Annotated in this window: 12 protein-coding genes and 1 pseudogene; 1 reads left to right on the top strand and 12 read right to left on the bottom strand. The window is 37.7% G+C overall.

Features of this window, described 5'->3' with window-relative positions; all coding sequences use genetic code 11:
* Nucleotides 1–73: 73 nt before the first annotated feature.
* The 3 genes and pseudogenes from G7050_RS14420 to G7050_RS14410 all read right to left on the bottom strand — a co-directional run bounded on the left by G7050_RS14420 (nt 74) and on the right by G7050_RS14410 (nt 1,737).
* Nucleotides 74–286, bottom strand: coding sequence for a hypothetical protein (locus G7050_RS14420; RefSeq protein WP_166116654.1), 213 nt, complete (start codon nt 284–286; stop codon nt 74–76).
* 90 nt (nt 287–376) lie between these two features.
* Nucleotides 377–1,282 (bottom strand): annotated as a pseudogene (locus G7050_RS14415) (UDP-3-O-acyl-N-acetylglucosamine deacetylase); the annotation flags it as partial.
* 26 nt (nt 1,283–1,308) lie between these two features.
* Nucleotides 1,309–1,737 (bottom strand): co-chaperone YbbN, encoded by a 429-nt coding sequence (locus tag G7050_RS14410; RefSeq protein ID WP_166116650.1) that lies wholly within the window; start codon nt 1,735–1,737, stop codon nt 1,309–1,311.
* Between the two features lie 180 nt (nt 1,738–1,917).
* Between G7050_RS14410 and G7050_RS14405 the strand changes: the two genes are divergently transcribed.
* Entirely contained in the window at nt 1,918–2,802 is an 885-nt protein-coding gene (locus G7050_RS14405; RefSeq protein WP_166116648.1) for an AraC family transcriptional regulator, read from the top strand.
* A gap of 62 nt (nt 2,803–2,864) precedes the next feature.
* Here G7050_RS14405 and G7050_RS14400 read toward each other — a convergent pair whose 3' ends face one another.
* From G7050_RS14400 to G7050_RS14360, 9 genes are all read right to left on the bottom strand, one after another.
* Complete coding sequence (locus G7050_RS14400) at nt 2,865–3,692, bottom strand: ROK family protein (protein WP_166116645.1); 828 nt, start codon at nt 3,690–3,692, stop codon at nt 2,865–2,867.
* 21 nt (nt 3,693–3,713) lie between these two features.
* Nucleotides 3,714–5,291, bottom strand: coding sequence for a trehalase family glycosidase (locus G7050_RS14395; RefSeq protein ID WP_255499317.1), 1,578 nt, complete (start codon nt 5,289–5,291; stop codon nt 3,714–3,716).
* A 319-nt stretch (nt 5,292–5,610) separates the two neighbouring features.
* Entirely contained in the window at nt 5,611–7,077 is a 1,467-nt protein-coding gene (locus tag G7050_RS14390; RefSeq protein ID WP_166116643.1) for a metallophosphoesterase, read from the bottom strand.
* A 4-nt stretch (nt 7,078–7,081) separates the two neighbouring features.
* On the bottom strand, nt 7,082–9,049 hold the full coding sequence (locus tag G7050_RS14385; RefSeq protein WP_166116641.1) for an alkaline phosphatase: 1,968 nt from the start codon (nt 9,047–9,049) through the stop codon (nt 7,082–7,084).
* 8 nt (nt 9,050–9,057) lie between these two features.
* Nucleotides 9,058–9,909 carry an endonuclease/exonuclease/phosphatase family protein gene (locus G7050_RS14380; RefSeq protein WP_166116639.1) on the bottom strand — a complete coding sequence of 284 codons (852 nt, stop codon included), beginning with the start codon at nt 9,907–9,909 and terminating at the stop codon, nt 9,058–9,060.
* Nucleotides 9,910–10,076: 167 nt separating this feature from the next.
* Nucleotides 10,077–13,010 (bottom strand): GH92 family glycosyl hydrolase, encoded by a 2,934-nt coding sequence (locus G7050_RS14375; protein ID WP_370521981.1) that lies wholly within the window; start codon nt 13,008–13,010, stop codon nt 10,077–10,079.
* A gap of 183 nt (nt 13,011–13,193) precedes the next feature.
* Nucleotides 13,194–14,711 carry a RagB/SusD family nutrient uptake outer membrane protein gene (locus G7050_RS14370; protein ID WP_166116635.1) on the bottom strand — a complete coding sequence of 506 codons (1,518 nt, stop codon included), beginning with the start codon at nt 14,709–14,711 and terminating at the stop codon, nt 13,194–13,196.
* Between the two features lie 12 nt (nt 14,712–14,723).
* On the bottom strand, nt 14,724–18,113 hold the full coding sequence (locus tag G7050_RS14365) for a TonB-dependent receptor (RefSeq protein ID WP_166116633.1): 3,390 nt from the start codon (nt 18,111–18,113) through the stop codon (nt 14,724–14,726).
* A gap of 227 nt (nt 18,114–18,340) precedes the next feature.
* Nucleotides 18,341–19,327 (bottom strand): FecR family protein, encoded by a 987-nt coding sequence (locus tag G7050_RS14360; protein WP_166116631.1) that lies wholly within the window; start codon nt 19,325–19,327, stop codon nt 18,341–18,343.
* Between the last annotated feature and the right edge of the window lie 44 nt (nt 19,328–19,371).

Genomic DNA, 19,371 nt, shown 5'->3' with positions numbered 1-19,371 from the left:
ACACTCATAAAAATAGGGGCGAATATCCCTACTCACCCCTACTGAAATAAAATGCAACTAAAAAAAGCTATACTTATCTTATATGTTTAGTTTCATTCAATAAACACATTACAAATCCGCCAATCACTCCACCATAGGCACAATTTATCCAGCACTCGGCTGATAAAGGGTAAGTTCCCCAATAACAGGCAAAATAATACCAATGTAAATATCCCAAAATAGTACCAACAACTACACCAATTAACGCCCTGCTATTATGGCGAATAAACAATAATATATCTTTCATTTCACTCTAAAGTCTTACTTACGGGCAATTCCAATAAAAATGACTTGGCTTCACCTGTTGAATATTCATATCGGCTTCGGTACTCACGTTTAACTGTTTGCGGATAGCTCGTGCAAACGTATTATTAATACGATGACCGGGGCAATTGGCTACAATCTTCCCTTTTATAAAATATCCGACCAAGGCAATATCTCCAATAATATCCAATAATTTGTGGCGTGCAGGTTCATTAGCATACAACAATGGCTTATTCATCATATATCCTAACTTGCTCGCATCTTTTCTTTTGACATACATCCTATCAGCCAGCTGATCAAGTTCCTCCTGAGGCATCAATTTATCATAAATAATTATTGCATTATCTAAATCGCCTCCTTTTATCAGATTATTACTCAAGAGATATTCAACTTCTTTTACGAAAACAAAAGTGCGAGACGAAGCAAAATTTTTAGTGAAATCCGATAAATCGTCCAGTTTAGCACTCTGACGTTTTAGTAGCATAGAATCAAAAGAAATATTACTCTCGATATTAAAATGATCGTCAGGCAATAAAAGCATCGATGCTCCTGTCGATTCATCCACCACCTTTATTTTTTTACGAGGAAAGCTCACATAGACTCTATCGGTCTGTTGTATAGTAACTCCTACTTCTTTTATTTTCCGTACAAAAAGAGTAGAACTTCCATCTAAGATGGGAAATTCGGGAGCATCTATATCAATCAAACAATTATCTATCTCCGAAGCATACAAAGCAGCCAGAGCATGTTCTACAGTACCTACCTGAGCCCCATTCTTAGCTAATACAGTACCTCTATCGGTAGATATTACATTTTCGGCTAAAGCATTTATAATAGGTTGTCCGTCTAAATCGGTTCGTCTTATTTTATAGCCGTGATTATCGGGAGCCGGATTAAAAGTTATACGCCCGTTAATTCCTGTATGTAATCCCTTTCCTTCTAAAGAAAAGCTTTGTTTTAAAGTTCTTTGTTTAGTCATAACAATATAATCTTTCTGTTACATTTTTATATACTTCTTTTGTAGAGCATCAGTAAATTAGATACCGGTACTATTCCCATAATTCTATCAATTTCCTGACCGTCTTTAAATATTATTGTAGTAGGCGTACCCGATATAACGTATTTACCATACTCACCCGGATAATCTTCTATATTCAACTTGAAAAATCGAGTATGCCCTTCAGTGGCATTATTCAATTGATTCAAATTCTGTTCCATTTTATAACAGACATCCGATTTAGTATAAAAAAGCACAATACAAGTACCTGTAACTACACTATCTGAAAACATCCGATCATTGAGTTCTACTAATGAAGAGTTCCGACCAGCCACTGGATTTTTCTCTAATTCGTTGCTCCATATTATAGTCGACGAAATTCCTAAAATGGCAAATACCAAAAGGAAATGCCATGTTTTAAGACTAATTTTACTCATTGATTTCTCTTATTTAATAACCAAATACACGATAACTCTAATTCCTTCTACAAAGATCAACTAATTAAATGAATGCTCTGAACTCAATAAATCGCCAATTATGTTCAAAATATCGCTTTTTATATAATTTCGTTCTTCTAATGAACTATATTTGTATAAACTATATCAATATACCGAAATATGGCTAATGAGAAGTACGGGAAGATATCTTTTGATGAAGCTTCAATACAGAATTCACCCTCTACAATCAAAAATTTTATAGTATCAGACAAAAGTGTGAATGTTCAAGAACACCATTTAGATCTCCACTATCCTCATATTGTTGAAGGGATTACATTTGCCATTTGTACCAAAGGAAATTCACGTATAAAGATTAATCTACAGGAATACGAGGTTACAGCAAACACATTAATATCGATCATACCCGGCTATATTATAGAACTAATATCCGAGAGCGATGACCTTTCTATTGAGTTTCTATTTTTCACATTCGATTTCATTGCAGACCTCAAATTAACGATGGATATAGATATTCCCGAAAAGATGGGGCAAATGCCATGTTTGAAAATTACCGAAGAAGAAACTCAAAGCCTTCTTGAGTTTCATTCTTTCATTGTAAAACAGTATAGGAAGACAGATCACCTATATCGTGAGAAGATTGCTAAAAGCCTCCTTTATACGCTTATATGTGAAGTAATGCAATTGTATCATAATTCGAAGCTGGTTGAAAACCCTCGAACTAAATCGAGGCAGGAAGAGCTTATTACACAATTTGTTGAATTGCTTTTTAAATATCACAAACAAGAAAGAAGTGTAACCTTTTATGCAGATAAAATGTTTCTGACACCTAAATACTTATCGAAGGTAATTAAAGACGTGACAGGGAAGCCTATTTTACAATGGATTGATGAAATGGTTATTATGGCGGCTAAAGCTTTACTAAAAACGTCCAATATGACTATCCTCCAAATTTCGGAAGAACTACATTTTGCTAATGCGTCTTTCTTTGGAAGTTTCTTTAGAAAAAGAGTAGGAATGACCCCCATACAATACAGAGAAAGTTAATCACAGGAGCAATTATATGTTTTATAATTGCTCCTGTGAAAATAGGTGTTTTCAAAGAAGTATTAAATAATTAAATCGGCTGCCCCCAATATGGCAATATCTTCTATCTTAGAGCATGCTATTTTCAACTTGGCTACAGTTTCCGGATACGGAAAACTCTTCAAGACTTCATGCATTGCAGGTGAGAAAAACTCGAATGATTTAGAGATACTGCCTCCCAATATAATAGCTTGAGGATCGTATGCAAATAAAATTGCCTTTATAAGGTTACCGACATGAGAACCAAATTCGTCCCATATCTGTAATGCCATCGGGTCTTTCCGGCAAGCTCTTTCGTAAGCCTCTTTTCCCGTTATATGGTGTTCTCTCACAAAGAAATGACTGCAACAATAATATTCATAATTATGCTCCAGATAAAGTAGTTCACCCACTTCACCGGCTCCGGTATTGGCTCCGTTATACAATTTATTGTTAAAGATAATTCCTGCACCGACACCTGTACCTAATGCTACACATACAATATCTTCGAACTCGACTCCTTCGCCATAAGATACCTCTCCTTGAGCAAAACAATTACAATCGTTGTTAACAGCAACAGGAACTTGAAATTCTTTTTCCAGAATATCTTTCAAATGAACTTCTTTCCACGAAGGGATATGAGTTACATTATAAACTATACCTTTTTTGACATCCACCACCGATGGTACTCCAATACCTATACTTGTTACAGCAGGATTGAACACCTGATGAATCATATTGATTAAATGATCCAGCACCTCTTTTTCCGATTTATCGGCTCTGCACGGTTCGGATATTTTTTGTATAATCACACCTTGGTCAACAACTCCTATACGAATATTTGTGCCTCCTAAATCTATTCCTATTTTCATGGCGTATTATTTCTGGTTTGATTAGATCGTTTGCTTACCTTCTTTAATGCTGATTTTCTTAGATTTGTCTTTGCCCCAATATACAGTCATGTCGAAAGCTATATTCGAATCAACTGTAATAACGGGAGTCTCATCTGCTGAGCTTCTCTTGTTAACTTTGAAAGAAACCACACCTTCGGGTCCGAACGGATATCTTTCGATTCCGTGAGCTTCCAATTGATTTACATCCCAAACGATCGAATGAGTAGAAAAATCGGAACGGATACCCAATATATATTCTATAAATACAGCGATGGGAGGTAAACCCGTCCAACCGACAAAATCTTTACGAGCCATAAAACCCTGATCTGCCGTTTCAGGAGAATAATACTCCCAGAAAGTTCCGGTCTTTTTATATACTTCAAAAATATTGTTGTAATGATTTACAGCTATCTCATGAGCCTCTTTGCGATACTCTTTCTTATCAAGCCCTGTTATAACCATATAGTTAGTACCCGGCCAAACACCTCCCTGCCAATATCGTCCTTTGGCATTGTATTTAGGATTATCTGCTGATAAAGAGGGTACTCTGTGCGGACGGTTAAATGTTTTTGGGTTATCCAATTCTTTCACCAATCGGTCTAATTGCGGTTTCTGTAAAACATCGGTTTGCAATGCCCAATACGCCATAATCCCTTTGGTAGTCGAAAGGCTTCCATCGGCATACTGATCATATAGAAAGCCTGTATTTTCGTCCCACATATTGTCCTGAATGTATTTGGTCAGCATTTTGATCTCATCCTCCAAATCTTCAATCTCCTGCCAGCGTTCCAGATAAAATCCCATTTCGAGAAGAATATTATCTACCAATATTTGTTGAAGACAAGCATCCAGCCATACCATATGTCCGTGACTAAAAATCATGCTGTATTGCGATTGAACACGAGGCATATTATCCATACCTGTGCCCCACCCGCTCGACCAATAGGTTCCGTTTGGCCATGTACGGTTGAGTCTCAACCATTTGTTATAGGCACACAGTGCAGGAAATATCTTATTCAAACGATCTGTATCTCCGTATTGTTTGTAGTATTGTATCTCTGCCCAAGGCAACAAATTAGGGCCTGTGCTCACAGGGTCGTACCGTTCGAAACAGTCTGCCCCATCTGCCTTTATTTCACGGCAGATAAACCCATCGGGGTGCTGTTTTGCATAGAAATTATCCAATGTATTTTGGAATGGAAAAAAACGATAACCATATCGGGCAAACATCATCATAAACGATGCATCCCACATAAAGATATTACCATTGTAAGCTACATCTAAATAACTGGCAACGAAGCCTGAACCCTCATCGGGTTGTCTGATGTTTCCTATAGCTATTTGCCATGCTTTCCAATACATTTCTATCTCCTTATCATGCCCCTGCCAAATAGGATTGGGGAGAATATTTTTTGCCTCCTCAAAGCTCTTGGGTATTGTAATTTTAGGTTTTGCAATCCTGTATTCATTTTCGGCAACCAAAGCCTCTTTTACATAGGTATTTTTATAAGGCATATTATACTTCGGAGGCGTTTCTTCGCTTTCCTGAGCCGACAAAGGCCTAGGAAGTAGAAACATCAACCCGAAAATCATAAATGCAAAAGATATTTTTTTCATAAGTTATTAATATTTTCTCAAATTAAGATCTTAAATCTACAGTTCTCATAAGTGACAAAAAGTAATCAATAAAGTGACAATAAAGGTTACAAAAGTATCATTTGGCGTCACCTAGATAAAACACTGTTTATCAGAAACAAAAACTCAAAAAGGTTACAAAAGTGACAAAAGTAACACTTTTTTGACCTATTCTTTTTTTCCTTTATTTACTGTCACTTTTAATACCATATTAAACTCTTTTACAAATAGATAAAACAATACAATCTTTATTTTTGCTGTTCTATTTATCTGATAGCAGGAACAACATACTATCCGGTATAGGCTTCTCTAAAATATTTCGACTCGAAATACCTACTTCCAAAGCTTGTCCCATATAATTTTCGAGATAACGAACTTCTATTTCGTGAAATCCTGCCTCGAGAGCCACTTTACCGTCTACACGTTTCAAGCTGTGAGAGCCATCATTATCAACCACTACTTGTCCGTCAATATACAGTTTCGAACCATCATCCGAATTGGTATAAAAACGATAAACTCCCCTTTCGGGTATTTTGATATAGCTTTTAAAACCGAAAGCAAAGTAATCTTCTACAGGAGCAGATTCTATAGTGAAGTTTGTCAATACACCCTCTTTTAAAGGCTTTTGAGAAACAATACCATCCACCGACTTAAATTTTCCTTCGTAATACGTATATCCTACACCCTGTTTTGTCGGTTTTACATCCTTTGCAGGTAAAAAGCTCATGCTTTGCTCATCTACAGAAGATATACCCGAAGGATAGTAATAATACAATTCGATTCCTTTGGGAGTTCTGATCCATGTATCAAACTTAAATTGATCTTCGTACATCACAATTATGCGAGAACCTCTTTCGAGTTTTCCGTAAGCATCCGCACCCGATGTACGACCAAACGCCAATGCTATATTCTTTTCGATACCAATATAGTCGTTATCGTGATCATGTCCAACAAATACGCCCATTACATCTTGCTGTTCGACCAAAGATGCAAACATTCCCGAATTAATATCCGCCGCAGCAATACCCTCGTCTTTAGTACCTACTGTTGTAGGTTTTCCCACAATATTATTGTATTCAATCAATGGAATGTGGAAAAAAGCCAATGAAGGTACCCGCTTGTTGTTATTTTTAGAAGTATACGTATCACTCAGATGCCTATACCAACTGATTTGATCGAAATGTATCCAATCGTAATGACCTAATTTATCATTTTCAGGGTAATCATTCGAATCTATATGATACAATACAGCAGCAGTTTTATCACCTTTTGATGCTATTACAGGAATTGCATAATTGCCACAACCTGTCATCGGCAAACCTTTCTCTCCGACATAATAAGGCGATTCTTCAATAATATTAAATATCTGACAACGGGTAAATCCACGCCCTTTTTCCGAATCGTGATTTCCCAATACAACCGTCCACGGAGTCTTGGTCTCTTCAAATATTTTAGCGACAGCCAACCAGCCTTCACGAATGGGAGGATCGCTCACCACATCACCCGTAAGTACAGCTAAATCGGGTTTTTCTGCCTCCAATACTGCTTTAATCGTTTCTATGGTTTTAGCACAATTCGGAGATGTATTATTCCAGTGAATATCTGTAAACTGGGCAATCTTAAATTGTCCTGCTTTATTGAATCGGAACTTGATATTTTCTTTCGAAAAAGAAGACATCGAACCGAAACTCAAAAAGAGTAACAGGAATAAAATTGTATGCTTTTTCATATACTTACTTCTTTTGTTTGTTGGCATCCAAAAGAGCTTTCATTTTATGAAATACCTGCGTATTTTTATATACCCCGATAAAGTCGGCAGAACCGGGACCATAAGCAAATACAGGAAGCATTATAGGCGTATGATCGTCAGTCATATAACGAGCTGTAATTTGACCTGTTTCTAAATCTCCATCCACTAAAGTAAGCCCCCCTGTCTCGTGATCGGCAGTCACAACAATAAGCGTTTCACCGTTACTATCGGCAAATTTCATAGCCTCGGCTATTGCCATATCAAAGCTAAGCATCTCAACAACCGATCCGGGTAAAGAATTCGCATGACCTGCATAATCAATCTTTGCACCTTCAACCATCAGAAAAAATCCATTCTTATTATTCTCGCTCAATTTCTTGATAGACTCTTTAGTTGCCTCTGCCAATAATCCGATAGTTTCGGCAGTAGCAGCTTGTTCCATACGCTCATCAATACAAATTACTTTACCGCTTTTGCTATTGATTTCATCTATAGAAGTAGTAATATTATATTGAGATTTTAATTCATCAGTCAAATTGCGTTTGTCTTTTCGATCTGTTAGAATGTGCATTCCGCTACCATTCAATAAAGTAAGATTACCTTTTAGTAACCATTCGGTTATTTCATCCGCATTATCGCGCTCTGTAGAGTGTCCGTAGAAAGCGGCAGGAGTTGCATCTGCAATATTTCCCCACGTAACTACTCCGGCTTTCATTCCTTTCGATGTAGCCACATCGCTCATAGATGGGTAAATAGTACCATCATCAGCCATGGAGATATGACGGTTATTATTCGATTCGCCTGTTGCTAAAGCACTTCCTCCTGCTGCCGAATCGGTTGTAAAAGCATCTTTCGAGCTGTTCTTTTGTAGACCTAGATATTTAAATCCAAATAACGACAAGCCTTTATTCACACTTGCAGCCGCATTGATTTGAGCTAATCCCATACCATCGCCAATCAGAAATATAATATTCTTGACAGGTTTGCGAATACCATCATTCAGATAAGTAGGTTGGTATATTTCAACGCCTTTCGACAATTGAAGCTTTTTATTGTCAAATCCCTGAAAACCGGCTGTTGTTTTATCCAAACGGTCTGTTTTAGTGATTCCCTCGTGTGCATTGGCATGGTCGGGAGAAATCACAAAGTTCTTATCATCGAAGTTGTGGAAAAAATCAGCACAAAGTTCGGGTACATCGGTATTTATAATATCAACCCCCATCGTATGGAAAGTGTTCCAAGCCGTTACATGATCGGGAGTTCCCCAAAAACGAATTGGCTTACCCATGGCATGAATCTGATCGATAACTGCTTCTACTTTCTTTTTCTGGTCGGTTACTAATGTTCCCTTTCCATTCCATTGCGCATATTCGAAGAAAGGAACGCTTATATAAGCCACCCTTGCCAATTGTTCGGGAGTGTATTTCTCATCCAACAATCCATCGAACTGAATATAAGCAGGATATTTAGAAAAATCGGCAGGCTTCGGAACAAATTCACCTGTAATAACTATCTGAACTGCATAAGGATTTACTGCAGGATTAAATACTTCCGGATGTGCATTCAATTTTTGCACTACCATATCGAGTGTTGGTGTAGCAGGAGTTTTCAACTCTATCAACAATTGCAGTTTCTTATCCGAATCTTTCCATGGCTTCCCTCCATTCTGTTTGAATAAGTGTACCAATGGATTGATATATAATTCATCCAAAGTAGAAGCTGTCGGTAATTCATGTAAATCGTGAGCTACAAGTAACTGGTTATCCTTACTGAGAAAAATATCCGCTTCTACCGATGACAATTGTTGTGCATATGCCTGATAAAATGGCACTCTACGTTGATAATCGTTATGCGAATGTATAAAAATGTCCTTTTGTGCGAGTGTTGTTGCAGGAAAACCTGTTCCCAGCAATACTAATGAAAGAAACGCACCTATATATCTTTTTTTCATCTTATTATTTATTTTATTTTTATTTTTGCTACAACAGGAACATGATCCGATAAAAATACTCCATCAAGTTTTTCGGGAAGTACTTCAAATTTATCGGTTTCAATAGTATTGCTTACAAATATATAATCGATGTAATCTCGGTTTTCAACAGGAATTTTCCCGAAATCGTGGAATGTCCATTCAGTACCTGTAAATTCTTTCGCAATCGTTTTAGCATTGGTCAAATGCTCTTTCAATGATGTATTTGTTACATGCTTAATCACATCCGAATCGGGGGGTGCATTAAAATCGCCTGTCATTATAATGGGTAATCCCTTGCTCAATTCGGCAGCTCTAGTAAGTAATAAAGTTACGCCCTCTTGACGTGCAATTTTACCGACATGATCTAAGTGGGTATTTATTGCAAATACTTCTTTTCCTGTTTGTTTATCCTTCAAAATAGCCCATGTAGCTATACGCTCACAAGCACCATCCCACCCTATCGATCCTGCCACTTCGGGTGTTTCACTTAACCAAAAATATCCTGATGATACTTCGGAAAAACGATCTTTTTTATAAAATAAGGCACTGTATTCGCCCTTCTCTATACCATCCTGACGTCCAACACCTATGGCTGTGTATTCGGGTAAACGTTCTTGCAGATCGACTAATTGATTGTGCAGTACTTCCTGAGTACCCACTATATCAATATCTTTTGTTTGGATTATTTTTGCTGCAACATCTTTTCTGTATTGCCAGTTATTCAAACTGTCTTCAGGGTTATCGTAACGAATATTATAAGACATCACATTCAATTCTAGTGGTTTGCTTCCACAAGATATCAGCAGGCTTGCCAATAGTATATAAATTAAATTTTTCATATTTTTTAAAGTAAAAGAAAATAATTAATGGCACATTTTAAAAGCATAACAACCTGTCGTTGTTATATTTGCCAAAGCAATAAATAGTGCTGCGAACTTCTTTCAGGTAAATAGTATTTATTTGCAGATACAGGGCAGAAAATGACCTGCCCGTATCTACAGCAGCCTCAATTTGTAAATAAATTCAAGGCAGGTATCGGAACAAACTTGTCCGATCCGGGGACTCTCCAACCCCAACTCAATTCTTCTCCTTCGTAATCTTCAAAATATAATAAGCGATACGGATGGAAACCTTTTTTCAAAGCAATCCTTCCCGTTGCCGAGATAGCTCCGTGTGAACCATCGTTATCAACCACTTTCAGATCATTGATATACAACACACTACCATCATCGGAGCGAGTCATAAACTCATATACCCCATCTTCGGGTATAGAAATCAATCCCGAGAATATATATGCAAAATGATCTGCTTGCTTTGCCCCCTTAATAGACGGTTCGGGCATTGTACCCGATTCTATCAATGAAGACTTTTCGATATCCCCTACTACTTTGTACAATCCTTCGTAATAACGGAAGTTCGTTCCGTTCATTTTTGCCTGAGCAATCTTAGGGCTAGCCAATACAGCTTTTGTAGCATTGATAGTAAATGTTCTGCTTGGCGTATAATTCTCTTTGAAAGCTTTTGCTTTAATCAAAGTCGAAGCTGTTAGCTTGACAGGAGACGTATATAAAGCCGAAGCTTCGGTAGGTTCCGAACCATCCAGTGTGTAATATATCTTAGCACCCTGAGTGGCGGAAGCCAAATCAACTTCTATATCATCTAAGAACAAATCCAGATCTTTGGTTGTAAATGGAATTGATACTACCAGTCCTTTGGTCAACGAATAAGGATAAGCATCTCCACCTATTCCACGATCTTTGTTTGGGATATTGGTTAATGTAAAATCTAACTCTCCGCCTTCTAATAATTGCTGATAGGTAACAAAGTTTTTATCAATCGCTTTTCCATTCAATACAACCTTATCTATATATATATTCTTTTGAGGATCATTTGCTTTGATAACCAACGTTTTGCCATTGCCTAATTTAATAGTTGCCTTTTCGAATAAAGGAGTCGTCAGAACAAGTTCATTAGATCCGGGACACACAGCATATAGTCCCAAGCTACTCAATATATACCAAGCCGACATCTGACCGCAATCTTCATTCCCGCTGATTCCTTCGGGTGTTGGCTGATACATTTCGGTAAGAATACGGCGTGTCATTTCTTGCGTTTTCCAAGGCTGCCCCACGTAGTTATACAGATATGCCATGTGATGGCTAGGCTCGTTTCCATGTGCATACTGACCTATCAAGCCGGTAATATCGACCATATTGCCATCTAATTTCGATTCTACCACAAATAAGCTATCCAATTGTGCCGTAAAAGATTCTTCTCCACCAAATAACTGGATCAAACCATTCACATCGTGAGGTACAAAGAACCTGTATTGCCAAGCCGTAGCCTCAGTATATGCACGTCCGGGTTCGAATGGATTGAAGGGGCTATCCCAATTTCCGTCCATACGTTTGCCCCTAAAAAATTTAGTATGTCCGTCAAATACATTGATGTATGACAAAGCACGTTCCGAATATTCTTTGTAATCGTCTTCACGACCTAAATCTTTTGCCATTTGAGCAATTGCCCAATCGTCATAAGCATATTCCAAAAGACATGATACGGATTCCTTCTTGATATTGGAAGGTATAAACCCGTATTTCACATAATAGTCCGAACCTTTTTTATTTATGTTAGATGATACTTTCATAGCTTCGAAAGCTTTCTCTACATCAAAATCACGGATGCCTTTCATATAAGCATCGGCAATAACCGAAGCCGAATGATAACCTATCATCGTACCTGTTTCGCCTGCCGAAAGCGGCCAGATAGGCAATTCGCCCGAAGCATCGTACATATCGAGATAAGAAGTAATCATATCCGAGACCAATTTACTATCGGTAAGAGTTACCAATGGATTCCATGCACGGAATGTATCCCAAATAGAAAAAGTGGAATAATGTTTTTTTCCTTTTTCCAATTGACCGATGGTCATATCACGTCTGCGGTATTGACCATTTACATCACTTACAATATTAGGTACAATTTTAGCGTGATATTGAGCTGTATAGAAGTTTTTCAAGTCATGTTCCGAACCTCCTTCTACAACAATATCCGAAAGAGCTTCTGTCCAAAGTGTTCTGGCTTGCTGATGCACATTATCAAAATCGAAATCCTTTACATCATTCAATAGGTTTTCTCTCGCATTTTCCAGACTGACAATAGATATACCCACTTTAGCAATAATTGGTTCACCTGTAGATGTTCCGAATTTTAAAACGGCTTGTACATTATTGGTTTGAGGGTCAGCATCGGCAGCCAGTATTACTCCGTCATTTACAATATCGACACCCTCAAAATCTTTAGAAAACTGAGCTACAAAAAACACATATTGATTAGGAACCCATCCTTGAGTTCTTCGCATTCCTGTTATTTCATTCGGAGCAGTTTTCTTTATTATTAAAGAATCAATTACCTCATCTGTTATAAGGTGTGCCATATCGATAACTATCGACATGTTTTTATTTTTTGCAAAAGTGTATCTGTGAACACCTGTATATGTAGTAGCTGTTAGTTCGGCTTTTATACCTTCGGTTTTAAAATCAACGGAATAATATCCCGGTGAAGCTTTTTCGTCCTTATGCGAGAATGGAAGAGGATCGAAAATATACCCTTCGGGTTTCAGTTTTAATTCTTGTGTAGTAGGATGAAATAGAATATCTGCCAGATCGGAACACCCTGTTCCACTCAAATGTGTATGGGAAAATCCCAGAATAGTACTGTCGCTATAATGATAGCCGGATGCGGCATCCCATCCTTCATTACGAGTATCGGGACTTAATTGCACAGCACCGTAAGGTACGGTTGCCCCCGGATAGGTATGTCCGTGAAACCCTGTTCCTATAAAAGGGTCTACATAGTCAATCGGGCTTTTAGGAGACGAAGAACATCCCACTAACAGCAGCGTAGAGAATATAGAAATTATTAGTTTTTTCATGTCAATATATATTAAGGTCTCAGACCTTTTTATTATCCATTCAAGCACAACAGATACAATCAGTTATATACTTTGAACGTGATATTAAGTGTTTTCTGTGACTTACTGAGTAAAGATCGGCTCTCAGATTAAAAGTTTCGGAGGAATTGCTTCCTCCGTAAACTTCTATCTTAAGATATATAATCTTTATTATTCAAAAGTTGAATACCCCGGTTTTGGATTATTCACCAATAAATAATCTGTATTCTCGATCTCTTTTTGAGGGATAGGGAAATGTGCATTCTTCACCGGATCAAAAGATCGGGGACCTCTTGGATCTGTTACGGTAGTTGCTGCTGCATACACTTCTTTAGCTAATCCCCAACGAACCAAGTCATAGTGGCGCTCGTCCTCATAAGCCAATTCGCAACGACGTTCTCTTACCAAATCGTTAAATGTAGGTGCTGCAATAGCTTTGGTTACATCGCCGCCGAAAGCACGAACACGTACTTCGTTAAATGAAGATGCTGCGGCAGGGACTCCCTTAGTTCTGTTGGCAGGACCGCCTCCGGCTAAGAATATTTCGGCCTCGGCATGTATTAACAATACATCCGAATAACGTAACAAAGGCACATCGGCTCCTGTTTCCCAGTTCCACGATGTAAGTTCGTTATAAGCTGCACTATATTTTGTACCCATGTATCCGGTAGTCATATCGCGAATCATTGTTGAAGTCAAAACTGTAGTTTTACCTAAGAAATGAACCTCATCGCCTTCTCCTGCCAAAGTTACTCTGCGACGTAAATCACCTGCTTGGAAAGCATCATACAAGCTCTTTGTAGGAGCAAAATAATACCATCCTGTACCTCCGGATAATGTTCCAGAAAGAAGAATCACAGACGTTACCGTTCCTTGATTTCTGATAGGTTTATTTACCAAGTTGAAAAGAACCTCATCGTGTTTTTCTCCTGCTAAAGAAAACAAATGAGCATACCCGTTATTACCTGTTTTATCCAAAGAATACTTACCCGAATTAATAACCTTTTCGGCTGCTGCTTTAGCTTCCGCATATTTACCCCAGTGAGCATATACTTTAGCCAATAATCCATAGGCTGCACCTAAATTAGGTCTTCCCAAATCATCTTTTTCTCTTGTCCATGCTCCTTGAGCTTCGAAATGGCTGATAGCCTCTTTCAAATAAGCTTCGATACGTACGTATGTTTCGGTTTTTGTTTCCCTTGGTTTATTTATTTCCAAAGGTTTTCTCCAATCATAAAATGGTAATCCTCCGTATCTTTTAGCCAAATAGAAATAAGTGTATGCACATAAAAAATTAGCTTCACCTAAAATCAAGTCACGGCTTTTATCCGACATGGTAATATTGGGAACATTCGCCATTACATCATTGGCACGGCGGATAGTACGGTACATTAACTGCCAGTTGCTGAACTGCCCACCCGAAGCATTCGATGTGGCAATAAATTTAGTCAACTGATCGTCATCGTTTTTATTACGGTTAATAACCATATCGTCACTGGCAGGTCCTGCCCAGAAATGACCACGTCCAAATCCTTCTTCATTATAAAATGGTTCATAAGCGGCATTTAAGCCCAACCATGCATCAGCTTCGTTATTCCAGAAGTTAGATACCCCGAAAGGTTCTCTATCCAAATCACAAGATGCGAGCAGGAATAATGGTATAATAAATAATATTTTATATAGTTTCATGATATTCATTTGTTAGAAGTTAATATTAAGACCCATAATGAATGTTTTTGGTTGAGGGAATTGTCCACGGTCTACACCTACTTCAGACACTCCGCTCACATCCACATCATCGGCATATGCTTCTCCTAAATCAGGATCATAGCCTTTATAACCGGTAATAGTAAACAGGTTTTGCATGGTCACGTACAACCTTACGTTTTGCATACCAATTTTTCTTACCAGATTTTTATCAAGAGTATAACCTACTGTAAGTACTTTCAATCTCAAATAATCTCCTTTATCTACATAGTAGTCGGACATTCTTTGATTCGAGTTTTTATCTTCAATAGTTACTCGGGGCAACGACCCGTTAGGGTTGTTCACAGCATGATAACGATTCATTATATCAGCATATTGATTGTATCTAGGATCTACAAACATGCCTTCATACTTCAACGCATTAAAAATCTTATATCCGGATACTCCTTGGAAGAAGAGGCTCAAGTCGAAGCCTTTATAAGTCAAGTCTGTACCAAAACCATATGTAAATTTAGGGAACCCACTACCAATATTGGTTCTGTCATTTCCATCCACTTTTCCATCACCGTTTACATCTATAAACTTAAGGTCACCCGGTTTAGCATTAGGTTGATAAAGAACGCCTTCGCTGTTTTTATAATTATTTATTTCCTCTTCACTCTTGAATATTCCACCTGTTTTATAACCGTAGAAGTGTGCAATTGGCTCTCCGGCAACAGTTCTTGAAATATTAGTACCTCTGTACGAACTGGTAAAGAAAGAACTGCTTCCTGTTCCCAACGAACGAACTTTGTTTCGCACTGTACTGAAGTTACCGTATGCGTTTAACTGTAAATCCTTAATCTTTGTATTGTACGACAAATTCATATCCATACCTGTATTCTGAACTTCTGCCGCATTTTGCCAAGGATCTTGTGTAATACCAGCCAACGAAGGAGCCGGAACCTGAATCAATACATCTGTCGCATTTTTATTGTAATAATCGAATGTAAAATCAAAATGATTCAAGAACGATACATCCAAACCAACGTTAGTTTGAGTAGTTACCTCCCATTTAAGATTCGGATTTGCCAAAGATGCTTCGTAACGTCCTATCGTAGCAGTCTCGTTCTGACCAAATACTACATTATAACCATCATCGTCTGTTGTATTTTGAATAATTACTTTGGTTGGATAGTTACTAAAGATATTTTGGTTACCCAATTTACCCCAACTTGCACGTATTTTAAGATTTTGTATTGCCGAATTTCTCAACGGATCGAAGAATTGTTCTTCCGAAATACGCCATCCTCCTGATATAGATGGAAAATATCCCCAACGATTAGCTTTTGCAAACTTAGATGAACCATCGCCACGGAAGTTCACCGACAATAAATATCTGTCAGCAAATGAATAATCTAAACGGGCAAAATACGATTGAAGTGCCCACTGTTCGCGTCCGCCTTGCATCCATGCAATATTGGTAGCAGAACTTAAATAACGTTGTGAAGGATCTTCAGAAATAAAATCAGTACCACGGGCATTGGTGTAATTCATATCAAATTCTTCATACGAATATCCACCCAGAACCATAAATTTACTCTTTCCGATTGTTTTATCGTATTTCAAAGTAGTTGTATTGATCCATCTTGTACTTTGCCAGTCTCTTTGAGTTAACTCATTGGTATTAGAAGCACGACCTGCTTCGGGTACACGTGCGTTAAACCATTTGTCCTGCCATTTAGACCAATCATATCCAAAGTCAGTTTTAAGAGTCAGGTTTTCAAGTATACTGTATTGAGCATATACGTTACCAAAAATACGGTCTCTTGTTCTTACACGGTCAGCTCTATTGATAATCCCCACAGGATTCTGTATATCAGCTCCTAATTGACCACTTCCGCTTAAGTTACCATTTTCGTCATATACAGGTACAGAAGGGTCTGCACGTAATGCCGAAATGATAGCACCCGAAGCCGACATATCGGGAACAATATTTTGTTTAGAGTGAGTAATCATCAAGTTCTCTCCGAATTTCAGATTCTTGGTGATATCAGTTTCTGTATTCACACGGAAAGTGGTACGCTTAAAGCTGGTTCCTTTCAATATACCATCTTGGGTAAGATGCCCCCCCATAATATTATATTTCATTTTTTCGGATCCACCTGCTACCGACAAGTCATAGTTTCCTTGATAAGCCGAGTTTGTAAATACTTCGTCTTGCCAGTTAGTTCTTGTATCCTGAGCAAAAGGGCTTTTATAATAAGCCATTTTTTCTTTTACCTTATCGCTTGGAGCAGCTCCGTTCAAATCGTTTTCGTATGCTTCGAGGTGAATCATATTTCGTTGTTGAGCATTCAACAAATCGATTTTACGTTGTGGAGTCGAAAATCCCTGAAATGTATTGAAAGTAACATTTACCCTGTCCGATTTACTACCTTTTTTGGTTTGAATAATTACAACCCCATTGGCAGCACGCGAACCGTAAATAGCAGCCGAAGCAGCATCTTTCAGTACGTCAATACGCTCTATATCGTTAGGATTCACATCATTCATATTATCAGCCGGCATGCCATCGATAATGTACAACGGATCGTTGTTACCAAATGTACCCATACCACGAATACGGATAGATGTACCTGCACCCGGAGCACCACTACTTTGTAATACGGTAACCCCTGACATACGTCCTTGCAAAGCACTGTTGATATCTACATTAGCCATATCTTCCAGATTAGACATCTTTACAGATGATACAGCCCCTGTCAGGTCGGCTTTCTTCTGAGTAGTATAACCAACTACTACCACTTCATCCAAAGCCTTGTTGTCTTCTTTCAATACAACATTTACATCTTGTTTACTTCCTACTTTTACTTCCTGAGGTAAATATCCGATATAAGTAAATATAAGAGTTGCATTGTCGGGTACTTCTATTGAATAGTTTCCATCTAAATCGGTTACAGTACCTGTAGTTTTACCTTTTACAATAACGCTCACACCGGGCAATCCTAACCCCTGAGCATCTTTTAAGGTTCCTTTTACTGTTCTTTTGTCATCTTGTTGCGATTCTTTTGCTTTATTAGCAACAGAAAGTACAATCTGATTATCTACTATGGTGTAAGAAACATTTGAATTTTCAAACACTTCGTCCAGAATATCCGATACAGGTTTATCGGTTGCTTTTACTGATACAATTTTATTTGCATCCACAATCCGGTCATTATACACGAAACTGTAAGCAGTTTTTTGCTCTATTTCATTCAACACCTCACGAATAGTCGATTGAGGTTTGTTTAATGAGATAGATTTATTCTGCTTCGCCTGAATGGTGAATGATGATAAACACAACCCGGCTAACAAGAGATAGCGGTATCTCTTTCCTAAAAATTCTTTTTTCTTCTTCATGGCTCTAGGTTAATTATTTCAATTAAAAATAACGTTCGGTTTTCATTTTGTTTAATGACTGATGTACACATACTTAATTTGTTTGATTAATATTTTATAATGCACTTCAAAGGAAAACAACTCATGTTACAGGTCGGTTACGTCCTGTTTAATGTTTATTTTCATTTAATGTCAATAAGATTTAAGGTCTGATGACTAGTTTGATAGACTTTTCAAATTTCAGAGAATTATTTTTTATACAATACTATTTTGTCTTCCTCTCTTTTCCACTTCAAACCGGGTGAACTCATCTGTAACAGATCCATTATCTGATCAACAGACTTATCTTCGAATACTCCCGTTATAGGATAATACCGTATTTCATTATCTTGAATATCTATGTCGATATCATATACTCTCGACAGCTTCTTGGCTATCCGCTCCAATGATGCACTTCGAAACAGTAAGACTCCTTTCTCATAAGCTTCATATTCCGAAGCATCGGCAGGCGAAACCTTTACGCTTTTGTTTTTTCGGCTAAACTCAAGCTTTGTTGCTGCTCTCATTTTGGTGGGTTCATTCAGATAGGGTGAACTAAAATTCACTTTGCCCCTTTCGAGATATACTTGCACAATGTCATCATCGTCATACCCATATACATTAAACTTTGTACCATAAGCTTTGACCTTCACACCATCTAATGTTTCTACATAGAAAGGATTCTCGGGGTCAGATACAACTTCGAATGTAGCCTCACCGGTCAATTTCACATGACGTTCGTGATCCGTAAATAAACTTGGATATTTTAAAGTAGACTTGGCATACAGATATACTTTTGAGCTATCGGGCAGAGTTATGAGGATAGCTTTACTGTTGGTATTGGTATAACTTAATTCGTAGGAAGTTGGTTTTGTCAAACCGTCTTTTCCTACCAACAGATATAATAAACTTATTAATAAAGGAATCGTAAGAACAGCGGCTGCATTTCTAATATATTGCATCCACAAAGTTCTGCGCTTTACTTTTTGTTTTAAACTGATATTAAATTCAGGAGGAGTACATGTCTTATTAAACTCGATAGTCTGCAAACCTCTGTTTATAAAACTCCATTGACGGAATATTTTCCTAGCTTCATCCGACGATTTTAGTAAATCTTCAAATTCCACTTTTTCTTCATTCGACAATCGTTTGAGGAAAAATTTATTAATCAGGTCTTCTAGTCTATCCTTGTCCATACTATCATTAAAAAGGCTTTCTATATAATAGACAAAGAAGTCGG

It is taken from the genome of Dysgonomonas sp. HDW5A, assembly GCF_011299555.1.
Classification (GTDB): domain Bacteria; phylum Bacteroidota; class Bacteroidia; order Bacteroidales; family Dysgonomonadaceae; genus Dysgonomonas_A.
The sequence above is the reverse complement of the archived record's forward strand: the minus strand, read 5'-3'. Positions and strand labels throughout refer to the sequence as shown.